12 protein-coding genes and 1 pseudogene are annotated in these 21,042 nt (G+C 70.1%); 4 read left to right on the forward strand and 9 right to left on the reverse strand.

Translation table 11 applies throughout. The features are described 5' to 3' along the window. Positions 1-52: 52 nt before the first annotated feature. The 6 genes from pulA to ABFX81_RS11710 all read right to left on the reverse strand — a co-directional run bounded on the left by pulA (position 53) and on the right by ABFX81_RS11710 (position 12,196). Positions 53-5,446, reverse strand: coding sequence for a pullulanase-type alpha-1,6-glucosidase (gene pulA / locus ABFX81_RS11685; protein WP_086845296.1), 5,394 nt, complete (start codon positions 5,444-5,446; stop codon positions 53-55). 106 nt (positions 5,447-5,552) lie between these two features. Beyond that, on the reverse strand, positions 5,553-6,923 hold the full coding sequence (locus ABFX81_RS11690; RefSeq protein WP_086845298.1) for an alpha-amylase family glycosyl hydrolase: 1,371 nt from the start codon (positions 6,921-6,923) through the stop codon (positions 5,553-5,555). A gap of 119 nt (positions 6,924-7,042) precedes the next feature. Next, complete coding sequence (locus tag ABFX81_RS11695) at positions 7,043-8,734, reverse strand: alpha-amylase family glycosyl hydrolase (RefSeq protein WP_086845300.1); 1,692 nt, start codon at positions 8,732-8,734, stop codon at positions 7,043-7,045. Positions 8,735-8,882: 148 nt separating this feature from the next. After that, positions 8,883-9,791: an ABC transporter permease subunit gene (locus tag ABFX81_RS11700; protein WP_086845302.1), complete on the reverse strand. Its 909-nt coding sequence runs from the start codon at positions 9,789-9,791 to the stop codon at positions 8,883-8,885. A 14-nt stretch (positions 9,792-9,805) separates the two neighbouring features. Next, positions 9,806-10,810 carry an ABC transporter permease subunit gene (locus tag ABFX81_RS11705; protein ID WP_086845305.1) on the reverse strand — a complete coding sequence of 335 codons (1,005 nt, stop codon included), beginning with the start codon at positions 10,808-10,810 and terminating at the stop codon, positions 9,806-9,808. A 117-nt stretch (positions 10,811-10,927) separates the two neighbouring features. Next, a complete protein-coding gene (locus tag ABFX81_RS11710) occupies positions 10,928-12,196 on the reverse strand; it encodes an extracellular solute-binding protein (protein ID WP_086845307.1) in 1,269 nt (422 codons plus the stop codon). Between the two features lie 391 nt (positions 12,197-12,587). Between ABFX81_RS11710 and ABFX81_RS11715 the strand changes: the two genes are divergently transcribed. Together ABFX81_RS11715 and ABFX81_RS11720 are read left to right on the forward strand one after the other, a co-directional pair. Beyond that, positions 12,588-13,622: a LacI family DNA-binding transcriptional regulator gene (locus ABFX81_RS11715; RefSeq protein WP_346138015.1), complete on the forward strand. Its 1,035-nt coding sequence runs from the start codon at positions 12,588-12,590 to the stop codon at positions 13,620-13,622. A gap of 93 nt (positions 13,623-13,715) precedes the next feature. Continuing rightward, complete coding sequence (locus tag ABFX81_RS11720) at positions 13,716-14,546, forward strand: phosphatase PAP2 family protein (protein WP_346138016.1); 831 nt, start codon at positions 13,716-13,718, stop codon at positions 14,544-14,546. A gap of 52 nt (positions 14,547-14,598) precedes the next feature. On the opposite strand, the pseudogene ABFX81_RS11725 reads toward ABFX81_RS11720, so the two are convergent. Further along, positions 14,599-15,045, reverse strand: a pseudogene (locus tag ABFX81_RS11725) (amidohydrolase family protein); the annotation flags it as partial. Positions 15,046-15,193: 148 nt separating this feature from the next. Beyond that, complete coding sequence (locus ABFX81_RS11730) at positions 15,194-18,202, reverse strand: bifunctional [glutamine synthetase] adenylyltransferase/[glutamine synthetase]-adenylyl-L-tyrosine phosphorylase (RefSeq protein WP_086855235.1); 3,009 nt, start codon at positions 18,200-18,202, stop codon at positions 15,194-15,196. 169 nt (positions 18,203-18,371) lie between these two features. Between ABFX81_RS11730 and ABFX81_RS11735 the strand changes: the two genes are divergently transcribed. After that, positions 18,372-18,890 (forward strand): pyridoxamine 5'-phosphate oxidase family protein, encoded by a 519-nt coding sequence (locus ABFX81_RS11735; RefSeq protein WP_346138017.1) that lies wholly within the window; start codon positions 18,372-18,374, stop codon positions 18,888-18,890. A gap of 15 nt (positions 18,891-18,905) precedes the next feature. Next, complete coding sequence (locus ABFX81_RS11740; RefSeq protein WP_059420767.1) at positions 18,906-19,352, forward strand: VOC family protein; 447 nt, start codon at positions 18,906-18,908, stop codon at positions 19,350-19,352. Positions 19,353-19,435: 83 nt separating this feature from the next. Here the strand turns inward: ABFX81_RS11740 and glnA are convergent, their stop codons facing one another. Continuing rightward, complete coding sequence (gene glnA / locus ABFX81_RS11745; RefSeq protein WP_346138018.1) at positions 19,436-20,797, reverse strand: type I glutamate--ammonia ligase; 1,362 nt, start codon at positions 20,795-20,797, stop codon at positions 19,436-19,438. Between the last annotated feature and the right edge of the window lie 245 nt (positions 20,798-21,042).

The raw sequence follows: 21,042 nt of genomic DNA on the forward strand, positions 1-21,042 counted from the left end.
GTGGGTGGGGGCAGACCGTCCGTCGCGGCCTGCCCCACCCAACGTAGTGCGGCTATCCGGCGGCCCGGGTGAAGACGGCGACCGTGCGCCCCGGAACGGCGAACGTGCCGGATTCCGCCGCGTAGGAGGACGACTTGACGATAGGGTCCGCCCCCGCCGCCTGCACCGGGTGCAGCCGGTAGCCGGTCCCGGTGAGTGCGGGGACGCGCTGTTCCCGCCGCTCGGGTGTGGCGTTGAAGACGACGACGAGGTCGCCGAGCCGCATGGTGATCACGCCGGGTGTCTCGTCCTTGCCGGACAGCGGGAAGGAGAGCCGGGACTGCACCCGCTCGGCGGTGCCGAGGGAGAAGTCCTGCTCGGTGGCACGGATCCGCAGCAGGTCCCGGTAGGCCGCCGAGGCGCCCTCGATCTGCTCGCAGCCGACCTTCACCTTGCTCAACAGGGGCTTGGCATAGGGCCACTTGCCGGCGTTGTCGGCCGCCATGGGCAGTCCGCGGCCGAAGCCGTTGCCGTCGGCGCAGTTCCAGTGGACGGCGTTGAACCAGTCGCCGCTGTCGTAGGAGTTGCGGTCCAGGGACTTGGAGCGGAGCAGGTCGGTGCCCGCCTGGGAGAGGGCCGGGCCCTGGGACAGGGTGGCCGTCGCCATGGCCAGGACCTGCATACGGGCCCGGTCGGACGCACTGGTCGTGGCAGGGAGCTTGAAGGCGAGCGCGTCGAACAGGGACTCGTTGTCGTGGGCGTCGGCGTAGGCGAGGGCGTCACCCGGGGCGTCCGCGTACCCGGCGGGTGAGCCGTTGTAGTCGACCTCGGAGCCCTTGACCTCCTTGCCGCCGGTGCCGGTGAACCGGTAGCCGGCGAGGTTGCCGGAGAGTCCGACCTTGATCAGGTCCTGGTAGTGCAGCAGGCGGGCCTTCTGTTCGGCCGGACTGACGTTGTTCTCGGAGGAGTTGGGTTCGGTGTAGAGGCCGGACGCGAAGCCCTGCACGCCGGGGTCCTCGTCGAAGGGGCCGCCGCCGCGCACGGCGTCACGGGCCCGGTCGGAGAAGGTGGCGATGCCCGTGCCGGCCATGTTCTTCTGAGTGGCCTGGACGAACCGGGCGTCGTCGGCGACCTCCCCGAAGTTCCAGCCCTCCCCGTACAGGATGATCTTCTTTCCGTCGACGCCGTCCTTCTGAGGGGTGAGCGCGTCGAGGGCCTTGCGGACCGCGAGGATGTTGGCCTTCGGGTGGTGGCCCATGAGATCGAAGCGGAAGCCGTCGACCTTGTACTCCCTGGCCCAGGTGACGATCGAGTCGACGACCAGCTTGCCCATCATGGCGTTCTCGGTGGCGGTGTTGGCACAGCAGGTGCTGTTCGCCACCGAGCCGTCGGCGAGGAGCCGCTGGTAGTAGCCCGGGACGATCCGGTCGAGGACGCTCGTCTGCGCCTGACCGCTAGCCGCGGTGTGGTTGTAGACGACGTCCATGACGACCCGCAGGCCGTCGTCGTTGAGGGCTTTGACCATCTCGCGGAACTCGACCGTGCGGGCCGTGCCGTCCGGGTCGGTGGCGTAGGAACCCTCGGGGACCGTGTAGTGGTACGGGTCGTAGCCCCAGTTGTAGGCGTCCTTCGCGGCGATCTTCCCGACGCACTCCTGCTGCTTGTCGGAGTCGGCCGGGAGGGCGGCGAGGTCGCAGTCGACGGTCGCCTGCTCGGACTTCTTCTCCGGGATGGTGGCGATGTCGAAGGCGGGCAGGAGATGGACGTACGAGGTGCCGGCCTTCGCCAGCTCGCGCAGGTGCCTGGAGCCGTCGCTCGCCTTGTCGGTGAAGGCGAGGTAGGTGCCGGGGTGCTTCGCCGTGCGGTCCTCGACGGAGAAGTCCCGGATGTGCAGCTCCTGGATCTGGGCGTCCCGCAGCGGTACGGCCTTGGGCTTGGTGTAGGTCGACCACCCGGCCGGCTTGAGGGCCTTGTCGTCCAGGTCGACGGCGAGGCTCCGCTCGGAGTCGGTGGTGAGGGCGAGGGCGTAGGGGTCGGTGACCTTGTTGGTGACGACCTTGCGGACGCTGGGCGCCCAGACCTTCACGACGTAGCGGTAAGGCTTGTTCTTCCAGGACGCCGGGCCGGTGACGGACCAGACGCCGGTGGCGGCGTCGCGCTTCATCGGCACGGTGGCGTCGCCGATCTCCAGGGACACGGACTGCGCGGTGGGCGCCCACACGGCCAGGGTGGGGCGGCCCCGGGAGAACGTCGGCCCCAGGTCGGCCCCGGTCGCGTCGTAGAGGTCGTCGAGGACTCCGGCGATCTGGACCCCGGTCGCCGCGAGGACGGCCCCGTTGGCGGCGTGCTGGGTGGCGACGATCTGACCGCGCAGGGCCTCGCGGACCCGGTCGCGGTCACGGGGGTCGACGGACCAGGCGTCGTACTCCTTCAGGTGCGGGAACTTCGCCTTCTGGGCGTCGGTCAGCTCCCCCTTCGACAGGCGCAGCCACTTGGCGTCGCCGGTCAGTGCACCGTCCTCGACCTTGATCGAGCCGTCGCGGGAGTACTGCAGCTGGGTGGAGGCGGCGGCCTCCGAGCCGTTCCAGGCCAGGGTGTTCCGGTCGATCCAGACCGCCTTGGAGGTGGTCGGGTCGAGGGCGACGGCACTGCCCGCGGGCTGCGGGAGCAGGTGGTTCTCCTGGCCGCTCACCAGCCACACCTCGTGGCCGGCCGCCTTGAGGTCGAGCGACCGGTCGGTGGGCAGGTCCTTCTCGTCGCCCTTGTGGACGATGTAGCTGAGGCTGGTGGCACCCTCGGTGAGCGGCACCTCGAAGACTGCGCCATAGGAATCAGTCTTGACCGGCTCGAGGGGGTTCGACCAGTCGGTGGGGTTCGCGGCGCCGGTCCACACGTGCAGGCCCCAGCCGTCGTAGGCGCCGTCGGCCCGGTGGTAGTGCAGGACGGCCTTGCTCTTGTCGGGCGCCGGGTACGCGGGCCGCTCGGTGGTGACGGTCTCCTTGCCCTGCTCGATCCAGACCTCGCCGGTCTTGGTGACGTCGATCGTGCGGTCGGTGGCGACGTCCTTGGTGCCGTCCTTGTCGATGACGAGGAAGCCGACGTTCGAGGCGCCGGGCTTGAGCTTGACCCAGGCGAAGGCCCCGTAGGCGTCCCGGCCGGTGAAGGGGTGGCTCTTCGGCCACTCGGTGGCCTCGCCCTCGGCGAGGTCGCCCCAGGCGTACAGGCCCCAGTCGGCGTAGTCGCCGTCCGCGCGCTTGTAGTGAACGATCGCGTAGTCGCGCGAGGACGCGGTGGGCGGCTGGGCGACGGGCGGGGTGCCGGTGGTGGAGGCGGCCAGGGCGCTCGCGGTGCGGCCGGCCGAGTCGACCACGACGGCCTTGTAGCGCAGGGCGGTGCCGGGGGGTACGTCCTCGGCGATGGTCTGGGTGACCTTGTACGGGGCGTGGTCGGCGGAGCCGAGGACCTGCCACTTGCCGTTTCCGGTCTGGGCGGCGAAGACGACGCGGTTCAGCTGCCCGCCGTCGACGTCCGCGGAGAGCTCCGCCGTTCCGGTGGCGCCGGCCGCAGGGGCCTTCAGGGTGATCGCGGGGGCGGTGGCGGGCTTCGCGAGCCGGCCGGACGCCTTCAGGACGATCGCCGAGCCGGCCGGGACCGTCACGGTGAGCTTCCTGTCGCCGTCGCTCTTCGGGGCGGCGTCGGTGCCGTAGAGGCCGCGGAAGGTCATGCCGGCCGAACCGGTCGCGAACGTCGCCGTCTTCGCCTCCTCCGCGTTGTTGACGGCGACGACGTACTCGATGCCGCTCTTGGCGTCGGTGCGGGAGAAGGCGTACACGCCCGGGCCGTCGGCCGCGTACCGCTGCTGCTGGACGCCGTCGGTCAGGGCGGGGTTGGCCTTGCGGAGCTTGGCGAGAGCACTGATCTGGCGGTAGAGCGGTGCTCTGGTGTCGTAGGCGTCGTCGGCGTGGGTGTCGTCGGTGCCGATCCGGTCGTCGTCGAGGTAGTCGGCGGTGCGGGAGGCGAACATGCTCTGCCGGGCGTCCTTGTCGCCGCCCGCTCCGGCGAAGCCCTGCTCGTCGCCGTAGTAGACGACGGGGTTGCCGCGGCTGAGGAACATCAGCTCGTTGGCGAGCTTGCCCTTCTTCAGCAGCTGCGCGTCGGTGGCCTTCGGGTCGTCCTGCTTCAGGAAGTGGCCGATCCGGCCCATGTCGTGGTTGCCGAGGAAGGTGACCTGCTCGTACGCGTTGGCCTTGCCGGTCGTGTACTTGTAGTCGTCGCCGAAGACGCTCGCGAGCCTCTGCGCGCTGCCGCCCTGCGAGGCGTACTGGCGGGCCGCCTCCTGGAAGGGGAAGTCCAGCGTGGCGTCGAGGCGGCCCCGGGTGACGTACGGGGAGGTGACGTCCGTGTCGGCCGAGTAGACCTCGCCGAACATGAAGAAGTCGTCGCGGCCCTGCCGGGCCGCGTAGGCGTCGAGGGCGGTGGCCCACTGCGTCCAGAACTCCATGTTGACGTGCTTCACGGTGTCGATCCGGAAGCCGTCGATATCGAAGTCCCGTACCCAGCGCTGGTAGATCTTCTCCATCCCCTTGACGACCTCGGGACGCTCGGTCCACAGGTCGTCGAGGCCGGAGAAGTCGCCGTGCGCGGAGCTCTCACCGGCGAAGGTGGAGTCACCGCGGTTGTGGTACATCGTCGGGTCGTTGAGCCACGACGGGACCTTGTTGTTCCGCGTGACCTCGGGCGTGCGCGGGAAGGAGTCGCGGCCGACTGCGGGGAAGTCCCGCCGCCCGTCCGCGTAGTCGGCGTCGTCGAACGGCATGCCGTCCTTCGTCAGGTACGGGAACGCGCCCTTGGAGAGGTAGTCGTAGGACTTCTCCTCGTAGTCGACGACGTCCGCCGTGTGGTTGGTGATGACATCGAAGTAGACCTTCATGCCCTTGGCGTGCGCCTTGTCGATGAGGGTCTCGAGGTCCTTGTTGGTGCCGAAGTGCGGGTCGACCTGGGTGAAGTCGGTGATCCAGTACCCGTGGTAGCCGGCGGAGGCGTTCGCGCCGGTGCCCTGCACGGGCTGGTTCTTGAAGATCGGGGCCATCCACAGGGCGGTGGTGCCGAGGCCCTTGATGTAGTCGAGCTTCCTGGTCAGGCCCTTGAGGTCGCCGCCCTGGTAGAAGCCCTTGTCGGTGGGGTCGTAGCCGGTGGACAGGCGTGAACCGGTCAGTCCGCCCTTGTCGTTGCGCGGGTCACCGTTGGCGAAGCGGTCCGGCAGGACGAAGTAGAACTGCTCGCGGGTGGCGTCGTGGCGGGCGGGCTCGGCGGCGAGCCTCGCGTCGGACGGGGGCGCCGGTGGGGTGGCCGCTCCGGCGGCGAGAGGCTGGACGAGTGCTGCGGCCAGCGCGGTGGCGGTGACCGCAGCGACCCGTCCGGCACGGGCGGTTCGGCGCCTCGGCGGCGCCGGCCATCTCGGTATCACTGACGTGGACTCCTTGCGATTGCGGCTCTCACGGGTCCGACCCCGCGCGACCGTATCGCCGCCGAAACGCTTACAGCAAGAGTCCTGAAATCATTGGAAAGAACTTTCAGCAGCTCGGCTTCCCCGCGTAGATCGCCAGGGCCGTGTTCGAGCCCAGCGTGGCCGCGAACTGCCCGCTGGAGTTCACCGTCACGGTCGCGTTGTTCTGCACGTCGCAGTACGTCCCCGCCGGCAGCGAGGTCTGGTACGTCCGGGTCAGGGAGCCCGACTCGTGGTTGATGGCCACGAAGCCCTTGCTGCCGCGCCCGAAGGCGATCGCGTCGCCGCCGTTGTCCCACCAGTCGGTGACCGGCTCACCGCGAGTGGCGTTGCGGAAGCCGACCATCGACTTGATCTCGGGCCAGTTGTGCTGGCACTTCCAGCCGTCCTGCCAGCAGGCGTTGACCTGGCCGCCGTTGGGCGGGCCTGCGTCGTGGTCGCTGAACTCGTAGCCGGAGTTGATGTCGGGCGCGCCGTAGGGCCAGGCCAGCATGAAGACGTTGGCCAGGGTGTAACGGGCGCCGTCCTTGTAGTTCAGGGTCGAGCCGTTGCGCTCGGTGTCGTGGTTGTCGACGAAGACGCCGGCCACCGAGCTGTTCATGTAGCCCCAGCCCTCGCCGTAGTTCCTCAGATAGGCGAGGTTCTCGTTGTCGAAGACCCGCTTGAGGTCGTAGCCGTAGCGGAACTCCTGGACGTCGCCGTTGCCCGTGTATTCGGTGGGCTGGACGGCCTCGCCGGCGCCGAAGATGGCCTCCTGCTTCCAGTACGCCGATGGGTTGCTCAGCCGGGACTTGATGTTCGTGAGATCGGCGGCGTCCATGTGCTTGGCCGCGTCGATGCGGAAGCCGTCGACGCCGAGGGAGAGCAGGTCGTTCATGTACCCGGCGATGGCGCCGCGGACGTAGTTCTCGCCGGTGTCGAGGTCGGCGAGGCCCACCAGTTCGCAGTGCTGGACGTTCCAGCGGTCCTGGTAGTTGCCGATCCGGGAGGTGCAGTCGTCGAAGTCGTACGGGGAGTACAGGCCGGGGTAGTCGTACTTGGTGTACGGCGAGCCGCCGGTGCCGGTGCCGTCGCCCGCCGACATGTGGTTGATCACCGTGTCGACGACGACCTTCACACCGGCCGCGTGGCAGGTGTTCACCATGTTCCGGAAGGCCGCCCGGTCCCCGAGCCGGCCGGCGATCTTGTAGCTGACCGGCTGGTACGAGGTCCACCACTGCGGGCCCTGTATGTGCTCGGCGGGCGGGGAGACCTGGACGTAGCCGTATCCGGCGGGGCCGAGGGTGTGGGTGCACTCGCGGGCGACGGAAGCGAACTTCCACTCGAAGAGCACTGCGGTGACGTCCTTGGTGCCAGGTGGGGAGGCCTGTGCACTGGTCGGGCTCATGACAACCGCAGCCGCGGCGAGCGCGGCGGCGGAGAGATGTCTGCGTGCCATGTGGGGTTTCCTTCTTCGTTGAAGGTTCTTGCTGCAAGGTTCAGAAACCTTGCGGTGACGCAGATGTTAAAGGCCCGCCGCCCCAAAGGGCAGCGGGCCGTGCGCAATTCAACGGAAAATCAGGCGGTGACCGCCGTGCTCCACCACACCGTGGTGTCGGCCGGCACCTTGGCCTCGTCGTCGACCTCGACGACCTCCCCGCTCGCGACCAGCACCCGGCCGTACGCCGGCATCGCCACCGACTCGCCGGTGGTGTTCGCGACGCACACGAACTCCCCGCGCCGGAAGGCGAGCACGCCCTCGGGCGCCCGCAGCCACTCCACGGAGGAGCCGGCGCCGAGGTCGGGCTGCGCGCGGCGCACGGCGAGCGCGGCCCGGTACAGCTCCAGGGTCGAGCCGGGCTCGCCGGTCTGCGCCTCGACGCTCAGCTCGCCCCAGCCCGCCGGCTGCGGCAGCCAGCTGCCACCGTCGCCGAAGCCGTACGACGACCCGGTCCGGGTCCACGGGATCGGCACCCGGCACCCGTCGCGGAAGCCGTCCTGGCCCGCGCCCCGGAAGTACGCCGGGTCCTGGCGCACCTCGTCCGGCAGGTCCACGACGTCCGGAAGGCCCAGCTCCTCGCCCTGGTAGATGTAGGCCGAGCCGGGCAGCGCGAGCATCAGCAGGGTCGCGGCCCGGGCCCTGCGCAGGCCCAGCTCCCGGTCGCCGGCCAGGCGGATCTGGGTGCCGAGGCCGGGCGGGTTGGCGAAGCGGGTGGCGTGCCGGGTCACGTCGTGGTTGGACAGCACCCAGGTGGCGGGGGCCCCGACCGGGCGCATGGCCTCCAGGGTGCGGTCGATGACCTCGCGCATCTCCTCCGCGTCCCAGTGGGTGCTGAGGTACTGGAAGTTGAAGGCCTGGTGCAGCTCGTCCGGGCGGACGTAGTGGGCGGTGCGCTCGATGGTCGGCGTCCAGGCCTCCGCCACGAAGATGCGCTCGCCCGCGTACTCGTCGAGGACGAGCCGCCACTGCCGGTAGATCTCGTGCACGCCCTCCTGGTCGAAGAACGGCATGACATCGTTGCCCAGCAGCTTCACCTGGTCATGGGATCCAAGGTCGGGCAGCCCTTCCGCCTTCACCAGGCCGTGGGCGACATCGATCCGGAAGCCGTCGACGCCCATGTCCAGCCAGAAGCGCAGGATGGAGCGGAACTCGTCGCCGACCGCCGGGTGCTCCCAGTTGAAGTCGGGCTGCTCGGGGGCGAAGAGGTGCAGGTACCACTCGCCGGGCGTGCCGTCGGGTTCGGTGACCCGGGTCCAGGCCGGGCCGCCGAAGATCGACTCCCAGTCGTTGGGCGGCAGCTCCCCGTCCTCCCCCTTGCCGGGGCGGAAGTGGTAGCGGTCCCGCAGCGGGGAGCCCGGGCCGTCCGCGACGGCCCGCTTGAACCACTCGTGCTGGTCGGAGGAGTGGTTGGGCACGAGGTCGACGATGATCCGCAGGCCCAGTTCGTGGGCGTCGCGGATCAGCGCGTCGGCGTCCAGGAGGTTGCCGAACATGGGATCGACGGCCCGGTAGTCGGCGACGTCGTAGCCGGCGTCGGCCTGCGGCGAGGCGTAGAAGGGGCTGAGCCACACGGCGTCCACGCCGAGGTCGCGCAGGTACGGCAGACGGGTGCGGACGCCTTCCAGGTCACCCATGCCGTCACCGTTGCTGTCGGCGAAGCTGCGTGGGTACACCTGGTAGATCACCGCGTCCCGCCACCAGCCGCGACGCTTGGCGACGGCCACGGCGGACGTGGAGGTGGGGGCAGGTGCAGCTGAGTGCTGGCTCATGTCGTCCTTGATGCGTAACAGAGGTGTGGTCATGTGAGCGTGGGGTGGGTGGGTGACGAGGCGGCCGCGGCACAGCGGGGTCGGATGGGCACCGCGGCCGCCTCGGGCTTGTGAGGAGCGGTTCGGCAGTGCCCCGAGGGGCACCGGGTCACCCCTTCGTGCCACCCGCGGTAAGCCCGGTGACCAGGTTCTTCTGCACGAGGTAGAAGAACAGGGCAGCCGGTATCGCGATCAGCACAGCCGTCGCGGCCATCAGGTTCCGCTGCGCGTCATGCTCGCTCACGAACGTCTGGAGACCGACGGCGAACGTGTACTTGTCGTCGCTCAGCAGGAACGTGGAAGCGAACGCCACCTCACCGAAGGCCGTGAGGAAGCTGTAGAACGCGGCGACCGCGAGGCCCGGCTTGGCCAGCGGAAGGATCAGCCGCGCGAAGGTGCCGAAGGGGGTCAGCCCGTCGACTCGCCCGGCCTCGTCGATCTCGAACGGGATGGTGTCGAAATAGCCCTTCATCAGCCAGGCGCAGTACGGCACGATCGTGGTGCAGTTGACAAGGATGAGACCAAGGTAGCTGTCGATGAGCTGGAGATCCGAGAGGATCTGGTACATCGGCACGATCAGTACCGCGATGGGGAACATCTGGGTGACGAGCAGCACCCACATCAGCTTCCGGTAGCCGGGGAACCGCATGCGGGAGACGGCGTAGCCGGTGGACGCGGCGACGACGACGCCGATGAGGGTCGTGCCCAGCACGACGACGAGTGTGCTCGTCAGCCAGTCGAAGAAGCTGGTGTCCTTGAGGACGAACGCGTAGTTGTCGAACGTCATCTTGCCCCAGATGCGCCCGGGGTGGAGGTAGTCGTCCTTGTCCGGGCCGAGGGACAGGAAGAGCAGCCAGGCGATCGGGAAGAGCGCGGTCAGGCTCGCGCCGATCAGGATGGCGTGCGAGACGAGGGAGGTCGCGCGGCTGTGCTCGCCGCGGCGGCGGACCTTGCGGGGTGCGTCGGCGGGGCGCCGCCCGGTGCCCGCGGCGGAGGTCTCGACGGTGGTCGTACTCATTTCGGACTCCTGCCTCAGATCGCGAGCTGCTGCTCGTTGCGGTTCAGCCAGCGGCGGTAGAAGGAGGTGAAGACGATCAGGATGGACAGGAGCAGGATTCCGTAGGCGGCGGACTGGGCGTAGTCGCGCGGCTGCTGTCCGAAGCCCAGCTGGTAGGCCCAGGTCACGAGGATCTGGGCGTCCGGGGCGGTGTTGCCGAACAGCAGGAAGATGATGGCGAACTGGTTGAAGGTCCAGATCACGCCCAGAAGCACGACCGTGGTGCTGACGGACCTCAGGCCGGGCAGGGTGACGTACCGGAACCGCTGCCAGGCGCTGGCCCCGTCCATCTCGGACGCCTCGTACAGGCTCGCGTCGATCGACTGGAGTCCGCCGAGCAGCGAGACCATCATGAACGGCACACCGCACCAGGTGTTGACCATGATCGCGGCGAACCGCTGCCAGAAGGTGTCCTCCAGCCACAGCGGCGTCGGCAGGTGCAGGAAGTCCAGGCCGGAGTTGATGATGCCGCCGTCGGCGAGCATGAACCGCCAGCCGAACACGGTGACGAAGGTCGGCACGGCCCAGGGCAGCACCAGGATCATCCGGTAGAGGGTGCGCCCGCGCAGCTTCTGGTCGAGCAGCAGGGCGAGGCCGAGGCCGATGCCGTAGTGCAGGGCGACGCAGGCCGCCGTCCAGAAGACCGTCCACAGGAAGTGCGACCAGAAACGGTCGTACGCCGTCGGGCCCCACAGGATGTCGGCGTAGTTGTCCAGGCCGATGAACTTGTAGGTGGCGTCGATCTCGTTGACGCCGATCGTGCGGGCGGTGTTCAGGCTGGTGGCGTCGGTGAGGGTGAGGTACAGGCCGTACGCCAGCGGGTACAGCACGAGGACGCCGAGGACGACCGCCACCGGCGCGATCATCGCGTAGGCGTACCAGTGCTTGTGGAAGCCGTTCTTCAGCCGGCTGCCCGGCCCGGGTCGCGGTTCCCGCTCACCGCGCCGCTTGCCGGTCGCTCGGTCGATGACGACTGTCATGGTTCGGCACCTTCTGGAGGTTCAAGGAGTTCGGAGGGGAGTTGCCCGGGCCCGGGCGCGGGCGGTGGCCGCCGGATCCCCTCCCCCATGACCGGGGACCCGGCGGCCACCCGGCGGTCACTTGGTGAAGTCCGGCACCAGCTTGGCGATGGCGGTCTCGGCGTCGCCGAGGCCCTTGTCCAGGGACTCCTTGCCGCCCGCGATCTCGATCAGCTCGTCGTCGAGCGGACCCCACAGCGAGCTGTACTCGGGCAGCGCCGGACGCGGCTGGGCGGACGACAGCACGCCCTGGTAGCCGGCGATGCCGGGGTCGGCCTTGACCTTGTCGGTGTAGGCGTCCTCGCGCGTGGGGAGCGTGGAGTTCTTCAGCGCGATGGTCTCCTGGGCCTTCGCCGAGGTCATGAACTTCACGAACTTCAGCGAGGCCTCCTGGTGGGCCTTGTCCGAGCCCGCGTACACGGAGAGGTTGTGGCCGCCGGTCGGGGCGCCCGCCTTGCCGGTGGAGCCGGCCGGGACGGTGGCGATGCCGAGGTTGTTCTTGTCCTTGAAGGCGGAGCCCTTGTAGAAGTTGGTGATCTCCCACGGGCCCTGGACGATCGAGGCGACCTTGCCGCTGACGAACGCCTCCTGGATGTGGGCGTAGGCGTCGGCGGTGGTGTCGGCCTTGTGCAGGCCCTTGCCCTTGAACAGGCCCTGCCAGGTGCCGTAGGCCTTCTTGGCCTCGGGCGAGGTGACGGTGATCTTCTTGGCGTCGGCGTCGACGGTGTCGGTGCCCTCGCCATAGAGGAAGGACTGGGCGTAGTAGGCCTGGGTGGAGCCCCAGTAGCCGTCGACGCCGGTCTTGTCCTTGATGGTGGCGGCGGCCTTCTTCAGGTCGCCCCAGGTCTTGGGGGCCTCGACGCCGGCCTTCTCGAACAGGGCCTTGTTGTAGACGAGGGCGAGGGTGTCCGTGGTGAAGGGGACGCCGTAGGTCTTGCCGTCGTACTTGGCCTGCTCGATCAGGCTGGGCTGGAACTTGTCCTGCTCGGCGAGGGCCTCGGTGCCGTCCAGGGGCGCGAAGAAGCCCTTCTTGGCGAAGGCGGGGGTCCAGCCGACCTCGGAGCGCAGCACGTCGGGGGCGCCCTTGGAACCGGCGGCGGTGTCGAACTTGTTCTGCGCCTGGTCGAACGGGACGTTGACGTAGTTGACCTTGATGTCCTTGTTGGCGGCCTCGAACTCCTTGACCAGGGCCTTGTACGTCGGCGCCTCGTTGGTGGCGTTGGAGGTGTCCCACCAGGTGATGGTGACCGGGCCGTCGGCCTCGTCGCCGCTGTCGCTCCCGCCGCACGCCGTCGCCGCCAGGGCGAGGGACGCCACCAGCGCGGTGGCCGCTATGCCACGCCGCATGAGTTCTCCTTGAGGGTGAAAGCCCGTTTCGTGCTGCCGACTGCACCGTTGGCCGCCGGGCGTCGGTGAGATTAGCCGTGCTTGAAGGAGTTGCGAAAGACCTTGCAGCAAAAAGTTGCAAGGGGTGCGGATGGTTATCCCGCCGTGACCTCTCCCGGACCCTTGTGGGGCCGGGATTTCCGCCTGTTCGGCGGGGAGTCGGACAGTTGTGCAAGACTCTGCAAGCACTTGCCATCCGTTGCCGCCGGGGGAATCATCCGTTGCGGATCGGCGCCGACCACGACTTCGAGGGACCGCGATGACCAAGCCACCCGCAGCGGGCCGTCCGCCGGCCCGCACCAGGCGTCCCGCCGGTGTGCAAGCGGAGCCCCGGCCGCTACAGTCCAGTGCTGTGACCACACGGCTTGCGGACATCGCTGCGCAGGCGGGGGTGAGCGAAGCGACCGTCAGCCGCGTCCTCAACGGGAAGCCGGGCGTCGCCGCCACCACCCGCCAGTCCGTGCTGGCCGCCCTCGACGTGCTGGGCTACGAACGCCCCGTGCGTCTGCGGCAGCGCAGCGAGGGCCTCGTCGGCCTGATCACCCCGGAGCTGGAGAACCCGATCTTCCCGGCCCTGGCCCAGGTCATCGGCCAAGCACTGACCCGGCAGGGCTACACGCCCGTGCTGGCCACCCAGACCCCGGGCGGCTCGACCGAGGACGAGCTCACGGAGATGCTCGTGGACCGCGGGGTCGCCGGCATCATCTACGTCTCCGGGCTGCACGCGGACACCACCGCCGACATGCAGCGCTACGACCGGCTGCGCGCGCAGGGCGTGCCGTACGTGCTGGTCGACGGCTTCTCTCCGAAGGTGCAGGCGCCGTTCATCTCCCCCGACGACCGCGCGGCGATGAACCTGGCGGTGACGCACCTGGTGTCCCTGGGGCACACGCGGATCGGTCTGGCCCTGGGGCCCAAGCGGTTCGTGCCCGTGCAGCGCAAGATCGAGGGGTTCGTGCGCACCATGCAGGACCAGTTGGGCCTGGGCGCCGAGGCCGTCGAGAAGGAGCTGGTGCAGCACTCCCTCTACACCCTGGAGGGCGGGCAGGCCGCGGCCGCGGCGCTGATCGAGCGGAACTGCACGGCCGTGGTGTGCGCCAGCGACATGATGGCGCTGGGCGCGATCAGGGCGGCGCGGCAGCGCGGCCTGGAGGTTCCGACGGACATCTCCGTGGTCGGCTTCGACGACTCTCCGCTGATCGCCTTCACCGACCCGCCGCTGACCACGATCCGCAAGCCGGTCCCGGCGATGGGCCAGGCGGCGGTCCGCACGCTGCTGGAGGAGATCGGCGGCACGCCCGCACCCCACAGCGAGTTCGTGTTCATGCCGGAACTGGTGGTGCGCGGCTCGACGGATTCGGCTCCCGGGGACCGCACTCGCTCCTGAAATTCGCGGCTGGATTTCGCCCCTGGACATGCGGCCCGCACCAGGGCGGAGGATGATCGGGGGAACAGGGCTTTTCTGGCAGACTTTGTGCCTATGGGTGACTCGACCGTGACGACGCTGGACGGCCGGAAAGCGGCCGTTCCGGACCCGGTCGCGGCCGATCCGGGACGGGGCCCCCTCCCCCGGCTGCGCACCCCCCGCCGGCCCCGGTTCTGGTTCGAGATCCTGCTGATCGCGGTGAGTTACTGGACGTACTCGCTCATCCGCAACGCCGTGCCCGAGCAGAAGGCCGAGGCGCTGCGCAACGCCGAGTGGATCTGGCAGGCCGAGCACGCTCTGGGCATCGCCGTCGAGGAGTCGGTGAACCAGGCCGTGAACTCCGTGACTTGGCTGATCATCGGTATGAACTACTACTACGCGACGCTGCACTTCGTGGTGACGCTGGGTGTGCTCGTGTGGCTGTACCGTCGCCATCCCGGCCGGTACGCGGCGACCCGTCTGGTGCTGTTCGCGACGACCGCCGTCGCCCTGGTCGGTTACTACCTGTATCCACTGGCGCCCCCACGGCTGATGAACGGCGTCGGCTTCATCGACACCGTCATGGTCCACCAGACCTGGGGATCGATGGCCTCCGGCGACCTGAAACACATGTCCAACCAGTACGCCGCGATGCCATCGATGCACGTCGGCTGGTCCGTGTGGTGCGGCCTCACCATCTATGCCCTGGCGGCGATCCCCTGGGCGCGGGTTCTGGGGCTGCTGTACCCGGCGCTGACGCTGCTCGTCATCGTCGCCACGGCGAACCATTTCTGGCTGGATGCGGTCGGTGGTCTGCTCTGCCTGAGCTTCGGGTTCGCGGTGGCCGGGGTCTGGTACGGGAGGCTGCCCTACGCACTGCCGCAAGTGGTGCCCGCGAGACTGTGACCCGGGCGGCGAGCCCGTGCCTCACTTCCCTGTGCCTCCACTTCCCTGTGCCTCACTTCCCCGTGCCTGACTCCCCGTACCTCACTTTCCCCCGATACACCACGTGCCCCCCGGTCACCGTCAGTCGCACCGGCGCCTCGGCCACCTCGTCCGCCGGAGCGGCCACCGGGTCCAGACCCAGCGCCGTCAGGTCGGCCCGGAACCTGGGAGCGATGCGCCCGGCCGCGTCGGACTCCCCCGCCGCCAGCGCCGCATGGCTGGCGCAGCCCTCCAGCGCCTCCAGGCCGGTCAGCCCGGCCCGGGAGGATGCCGCGCCCCTCGGTGTGCGGGCCGTGGCGAGCACGGCGCGGGCGTCGTGGTGCGCGATCGGCCAGTCCGAACCGAGGGCCACCACCGCACCCGCGTCCCGAAGGTCCCGCAGCCGCCAGGCGCGACCCGCCCGTCCGGCGCCCAGCCGCCGGGACCACTCGTCGGTGCCGTCGGCCCGGGCGTTCGAGGTGGGGCTGACGGGGGTCATGAACCACGCGCGGGAGCTGCGGGCCGGCCGGGGCCAGGGCTAGCGCCAAGCACGCGAGGGAGCTCGGGCCGGTTCAGGCCCGGACTAGCGCCAAGCACGCGCGGGAGCTGCGGGCCGGTTCAGGCCCGGACTAGCGCTCCGTCACACCGTAGAACAGCTCGTCCACCACGGATCTGGCCCGGCGTGCCGTACGCCGGTACGCGTCGAGCATGTCGCCGGCATGGCCGGGTCCGTAGCCCAGGTACCGTCCCACCGCGGCCAGTTCACGGGGCTCCGTGGGGAACGTGTCGCCGGCCCGGCCGCGTACCAGCATGACCGCGTTGCGGACGCGGGTCGCGAGGACCCAGGCCTCGTCCAGGACCGCCGCGTCCTCGTCCGTGATCAGGCCGGCCGTGCGGGCGGCGGCCAGGGCCTCGCGCGTCCGGGTGGTGCGCAGGCCCGGCTCGGTCGCGCCGTGCCGCAGTTGCAGGAGCTGCACCGTCCACTCCACGTCGGACAGACCGCCCGGGCCCAGCTTGGCGTGCAGCTTGGGGTCGGCGCCCCGCGGCAGCCGCTCGGACTCCATGCGGGCCTTCAGCCGCCGGATGTCGCGGACGGCCTCGTCGGCGAGCCCGTCCGCCGGGTAGCGCAGCGGGTCGATCAGCTCGATGAACCGGCGGCCGAGGTCCTCGTCCCCGGCGACGTGTTCGGCCCGCAGCAACGCGTGCGACTCCCAGGTCAGGGACCACCTGCGGTAGTACGCCGCGTACGAGGTGAGGGTCCGCACCAGCGGGCCGGACTTGCCCTCCGGGCGCAGATCGGCGTCGATGAGCAGGGGCGGGTCGGCGCTGGGGATCTGGAGCAGCCGGCGCATCTCGGAGACGACCTTGTTGGCGGCCCGCCCGGCCTCCCGCTCGTCGACGCCGTCGCGCGGCTCGTGCACGAACAGCACGTCCGCGTCGGAGCCGTAGCCCAGCTCATGGCCGCCGAACCGCCCCATGCCGATGATCGCGAACCGGGTGGGCAGGCTGTCCCCCCAGCCGTCCCGCACGACCGCGCGGAGCGTACCGGCGAGGGTCGCGGCCGTCAGGTCCGACACCGCGCCGCCGACCCGGTCCACCAGGGCGCCCGGGTCGGTTTCGACGGGCTGCTCCTCGGTGCCGTAGGAGCCGACGATGTCGGCGGCGGCCGTACGGAACAGCTCGCGGCGGCGCACGCCGCGCGCGGCCGTGACCGCCTGGGCGGCCCCGTCGGCCCGGTTCACCGCGGCGAGTATCTCCTGCTCGAGATGGGCCCGGGAGCGCGGCTCGAGGCCGCCGCCGTCCCCGTCACCGAGCAGCGCCACCGCCTCCGGGGCGCGCATCAGCAGGTCGGGCGCGAGCCGGCCGGCGGACAGCACGCGGGCGAGGTTCTGCGCGGCGGCGCCCTCGTCCCGCAGCAGCCGCAGGTACCAGGGCGTCTTCCCGAGCGCGTCCGACACCTTGCGGAAGTTGAGCAGACCCGCGTCCGGGTCGGCCGAGTCGGCGAACCAGCCCAGCATGACGGGCAGCAGGGTGCGCTGGATGGCGGCCTTGCGGGTGACGCCGGACGCCAGTGCCTCCAGGTGGCGCAGGGCGGAGGCCGGGTCGGCGTAGCCGAGGGCGACCATGCGCTCCCGGGCCGCCTCGGCGCTCAGCCGCGCCTCGCCGGTGGCGAGTTGGGCGACCGCGTCGAGCAGCGGCCGGTAGAACAGCTTCTCGTGCAGACGCCGTACGACGGTGGCGTGCCGCTTCCACTCGCGCAGCAGCTCGGCGACCGGGTCGGTGCGCAGACCGAGGGAGCGGCCGATGCGGCGCAGCTCGGCCTCGTCCTCGGGCACGAGGTGGGTGCGGCGCAGCCGGAACAGCTGGATCCGGTGCTCCATGGAGCGCAGGAAGCGGTAGGCCTCGTCGAGCTGGGCGGCGTCGGCCCGGCCGACGTACCCGCCGGCGGCGAGGGCCTTCAGCGCGTCGAGGGTGGTGCCGCTGCGCAGCGAGGTGTCGGTCCGGCCGTGCACCAGCTGGAGGAGCTGCACGGCGAACTCGACGTCCCTGAGGCCGCCCGGGCCCAGCTTCAGCTGGCGGTCGACCTCGGCGACGGGGATGTTCTCCACGACCCGGCGGCGCATCTTCTGCACGTCCGGGACGAAGTTCTCGCGCTCGGCGGCCTTCCACACCAGCGGCTGGACGGCGGCGACGTACTCCGCGCCGAGGTGGAGGTCTCCGGCCACCGGGCGGGCCTTGAGCAGCGCCTGGAACTCCCAGGTCTTGGCCCAGCGCTGGTAGTAGGCGAGGTGGCTGGAGAGGGTCCGCACGAGCGGGCCGTTCCTGCCCTCGGGCCGGAGATTGGCGTCCACGGGCCAGATGGACCCCTCGACGGTCGTCTCCGAGCAGATCCGCATCATGTGCGAGGCGAGCCGGGTCGCGGCCCGGACGGCCTTGGTCTCGTCGGCGCCCTCGACGGCCTCCCCGACGAAGATGACGTCCACGTCCGAGACGTAGTTCAGCTCGTGGCCGCCGCACTTGCCCATCGCGATGACCGCGAGCCGGCACAGGGCGGCGTCCTCCGGCGCGGCGGCCCCGGCGAGGCCGAGGGCGGCGCGCAGGGTCGCCGTGGCCAGGTCGGCGAGCTCGGCCGCGGACTCGGCGACACCGGTGGTGCCGCACACGTCCCGGGCGGCGATGGACAGCAGGCAGCGCCGGTAGGCGACGCGCAGGGAGACGGCGTCGGTGGCCTCCGCGAGACCGGCCTCGAACTCCTCCACCCCGGGGTGCAGGTCGTGGGCCTCGTACATGACGAGCGCCTGCCAGTCGTCCGGGTGCCGGGTGAGGTGGTCGGCGAGGGCGGTGGAGGCGCCGAGCACACCGAGCAGCCGGTCGCGGAGCGGCTTGGACGAGATCAGCGTGTCGAGCAGCTCCCGGCGGGCGCCGGGCTCCGGCTGGGCCTCCAGCAGCCGGACCAGCCCGAGCAGCGCGAGATCGGGGTCGGCGGTGGCGCCCAGCGCGTCCAGCAGCACCGGGTCGTCGCGCAGGGGCGCGAGCTCGGCGCTGTCCAGGAGCCGCTCGGCGGCGGAGGCGTCGGTGAAGCCGTGCCGCAGCAGCCGCGTGAAGGTACTGCTCCTGCGCCCCGGCGCCGCCGTCATCCGGGCCTCCCTCGCACTTGCCTCGGACTCGCATCGGAGTCACATCGAAAGTCTCATCGGATCAAGGTCGTACTGCTTGAGCCTAACCGCACGGGCCGGGGGAAGCGCCGATGAGTTCGGCGCCCGGACGGGGTCTGCACCTGTGAACCCACAGGCCGGGAGGACGCTCATGACCACCATGCACCCCGAGACCCGTCTGGATCGCCGCTACAGCGACGAGACGGCGACCGCGACCGACTGGCAGGAGGCCGAGGCGCGGCTCACGGCCGCCGAACTGTTCTGGATCACCACGGTGCGACCCGACGGCCGCCCGCACGTCACCCCGCTGCCCGCGGTCTGGTCGGACGGCGCCCTGCACTTCTGCACGGGCCCGGAAGAGCGCAAGGCCAGGAACCTCGCCGAGAACCCGCACGTCGTGCTGACCACCGGCACGAACACCTGGAACAAGGGCTACGACCTGGTGGTCGAGGGCGAGGCGACGCGCGTGACCGACGACGGGCGCCTACGCGAACTGGCCGCCGCGTGGGAGGCGAAGTACGGCATCTTCTGGCACTTCGAGGTACGGGATGGCTATTTCCGCCACGGTGCGGGACACGCGGCCGTCTATGCGGTGGCGCCGCGCACGGTATTCGGCTTCGGTAAGGGTGAGCCGTTCAGCCAGACGAGGTGGCGGTTCACCGATGCCTGACGAAGGAGTCACGCCATGGACTTCACACTCGAAGTCATCCCGTTGCCGGTGACCGACATCGACCGTGCCCGGGACTTCTACCGGGACAAGGTCGGCTTCCACGTGGACATCGACCAGGAGGTCATGCCCGGCATGCGGATCGTCCAGCTGACGCCTCCGGGTTCCGGCTGCTCGATCGCCCTCGGCGACTCGATCTGGGAGATGACCCCCGGCCCCACCCCGGCCCCCGGCTCCTACCAGGGCCTGCAACTGTGCGTCGCCGACATCAAGGCCGCCCACGCGGAGCTCGTCGAACGCGGCCTCGACGTCTCGGAGCCGGTCCAGTACGCCCCCGACGACGGCGCGACGTTCATGCACTTCCAGGACCCGGACGGCAACGGCTGGGCGATCCAGGAGTACCGCCGCCGGGCGACGGAACCGCTGCACCAGTTGCTGGCGGACCTGAAGCGGCAGGGGGGCTGACCGGGTCGGTTCAAACGGACGAGGGGGCCGGCGACCATCGACCGCCGGCCCCCTGCCCCTTGCCGTCCAGGAGACGGCACCGCCTACAGTGCCGGCAGGTTCTTCCGCAGTTCGAACGCCGTGACCTCCGAGCGGTACTCCTCCCACTCCGACTTCTTGTTCCGCAGGAAGAAGTCGAAGACGTGCTCGCCGAGCGTCTCGGCGACCAGGTCGCTGCGTTCCATCAAGGTCAGGGCCTCGCCCAGGTTCTGGGGGAGCGGCTCGATGCCCATCGCGCGGCGCTCGGCGTCGGAGAGGGCCCAGACGTCGTCCTCGGCGCCCGGCGGGAGCTCGTAGCCCTCCTCGATGCCCTTCAGGCCGGCGGCGAGGAGGACGGCGTAGGACAGGTACGGGTTCGCGCCGGAGTCCAGGGAGCGGACCTCGACCCGGGCCGAGCCCGTCTTGCCGGGCTTGTACATCGGGACGCGGACCAGCGCCGAGCGGTTGTTGTGGCCCCAGCAGATGTACGAGGGGGCTTCGCCGCCCGCGCCCGCCGTGCGCTCCGCGCCGCCCCAGATGCGCTTGTAGGAGTTGACCCACTGGTTGGTGACGGCGGAGATCTCCGCCGCGTGCCGCAGCAGACCCGCGATGAAGGAGCGGCCCACCTTCGAGAGCTGGTACTCCGAGCCCGACTCGTAGAAGGCGTTGCGGTCGCCCTCGAAGAGGGAGAGGTGGGTGTGCATGCCGCTGCCGGGGTGCTCGGAGAACGGCTTCGGCATGAAGGTCGCCTGGACGCCCTGCTCCAGCGCCACCTGCTTCATGACCAGGCGGAACGTCATGACGTTGTCGGCCGTGGAGAGCGCGTCGGCGTAGCGCAGGTCGATCTCCTGCTGGCCCGGCGCGCCCTCGTGGTGGGAGAACTCGACCGAGATGCCCATCGACTCCAGCATGGTGATCGCCTGGCGGCGGAAGTCCATGCCGACGTTGGTCGGGGTGTGGTCGAAGTAGCCGGAATTGTCGGCGGGCGTCGGACGGCTGCCGTCCAGCGGCCGGTCCTTCAGCAGGAAGAACTCGATCTCCGGGTGCGTGTAGAACGTGAAGCCCAGGTCGGAGGCGCGGGCCAGGGCGCGCTTGAGCACGTAGCGCGGGTCGGCGAAGGACGGGGAGCCGTCCGGCATGAGGATGTCGCAGAACATGCGCGCCGTGCCCGGGGCCTCCGCGCGCCAGGGCAGGATCTGGAAGGTCGACGGATCCGGCTTGGCGATCATGTCGGACTCGTAGACCCGGGCGAAGCCCTCGATCGCGGAGCCGTCGAAGCCGATGCCCTCGTCGAAGGCCTGTTCCAGTTCGGCCGGGGCCACGGCGACGGACTTGAGGAAGCCCAGCACGTCCGTGAACCACAGGCGTACGAACCGGATGTCGCGCTCCTCCAACGTCCGGAGCACGAACTCCTGCTGCTTGTCCATCTTCCGCTTCCCCATCCTTGCTGGTCAGGCCGCCTGTCTTCCGTAGCTCGGGAGGCGGTCGGGCACCTGAGCATCCCACCACACCACCATTTCGTACGCGTTGCGCACCATGATCGCCCGGGCGGCCCGGGGCCGAACGCCTCACGTACGGCGGGTGAACTGCTCTTCCGCCCATAGTGCCTGCTCGCCCCGGCATCCGTAACGGCCGGTTCGGTTCGCTCCCCTCCCACTTAATTTGCATTTCA

Source organism: Streptomyces coeruleofuscus, assembly GCF_039532725.1.
GTDB classification, from domain to species: domain Bacteria; phylum Actinomycetota; class Actinomycetes; order Streptomycetales; family Streptomycetaceae; genus Streptomyces; species Streptomyces coeruleofuscus.

What these genes read in the sequence shown, in the direction of transcription:
- ABFX81_RS11690 (WP_086845298.1), bottom strand. Translation starts at nt 6,923, where the DNA reads ATGGCACGCAGACATCTCTCCGCCGCCGCGCTCGCCGCGGCTGCGGTT.
- ABFX81_RS11695 (WP_086845300.1), bottom strand. Translation starts at nt 8,734, where the DNA reads ATGAGCCAGCACTCAGCTGCACCTGCCCCCACCTCCACGTCCGCCGTG.
- ABFX81_RS11700 (WP_086845302.1), bottom strand. Translation starts at nt 9,791, where the DNA reads ATGAGTACGACCACCGTCGAGACCTCCGCCGCGGGCACCGGGCGGCGC.
- ABFX81_RS11705 (WP_086845305.1), bottom strand. Translation starts at nt 10,810, where the DNA reads ATGACAGTCGTCATCGACCGAGCGACCGGCAAGCGGCGCGGTGAGCGG.
- ABFX81_RS11710 (WP_086845307.1), bottom strand. Translation starts at nt 12,196, where the DNA reads ATGCGGCGTGGCATAGCGGCCACCGCGCTGGTGGCGTCCCTCGCCCTG.
- ABFX81_RS11720 (WP_346138016.1), top strand. Translation starts at nt 13,716, where the DNA reads ATGGGTGACTCGACCGTGACGACGCTGGACGGCCGGAAAGCGGCCGTT.
- ABFX81_RS11730 (WP_086855235.1), bottom strand. Translation starts at nt 18,202, where the DNA reads ATGACGGCGGCGCCGGGGCGCAGGAGCAGTACCTTCACGCGGCTGCTG.
- ABFX81_RS11735 (WP_346138017.1), top strand. Translation starts at nt 18,372, where the DNA reads ATGACCACCATGCACCCCGAGACCCGTCTGGATCGCCGCTACAGCGAC.
- ABFX81_RS11740 (WP_059420767.1), top strand. Translation starts at nt 18,906, where the DNA reads ATGGACTTCACACTCGAAGTCATCCCGTTGCCGGTGACCGACATCGAC.
- glnA (WP_346138018.1), bottom strand. Translation starts at nt 20,797, where the DNA reads ATGGACAAGCAGCAGGAGTTCGTGCTCCGGACGTTGGAGGAGCGCGAC.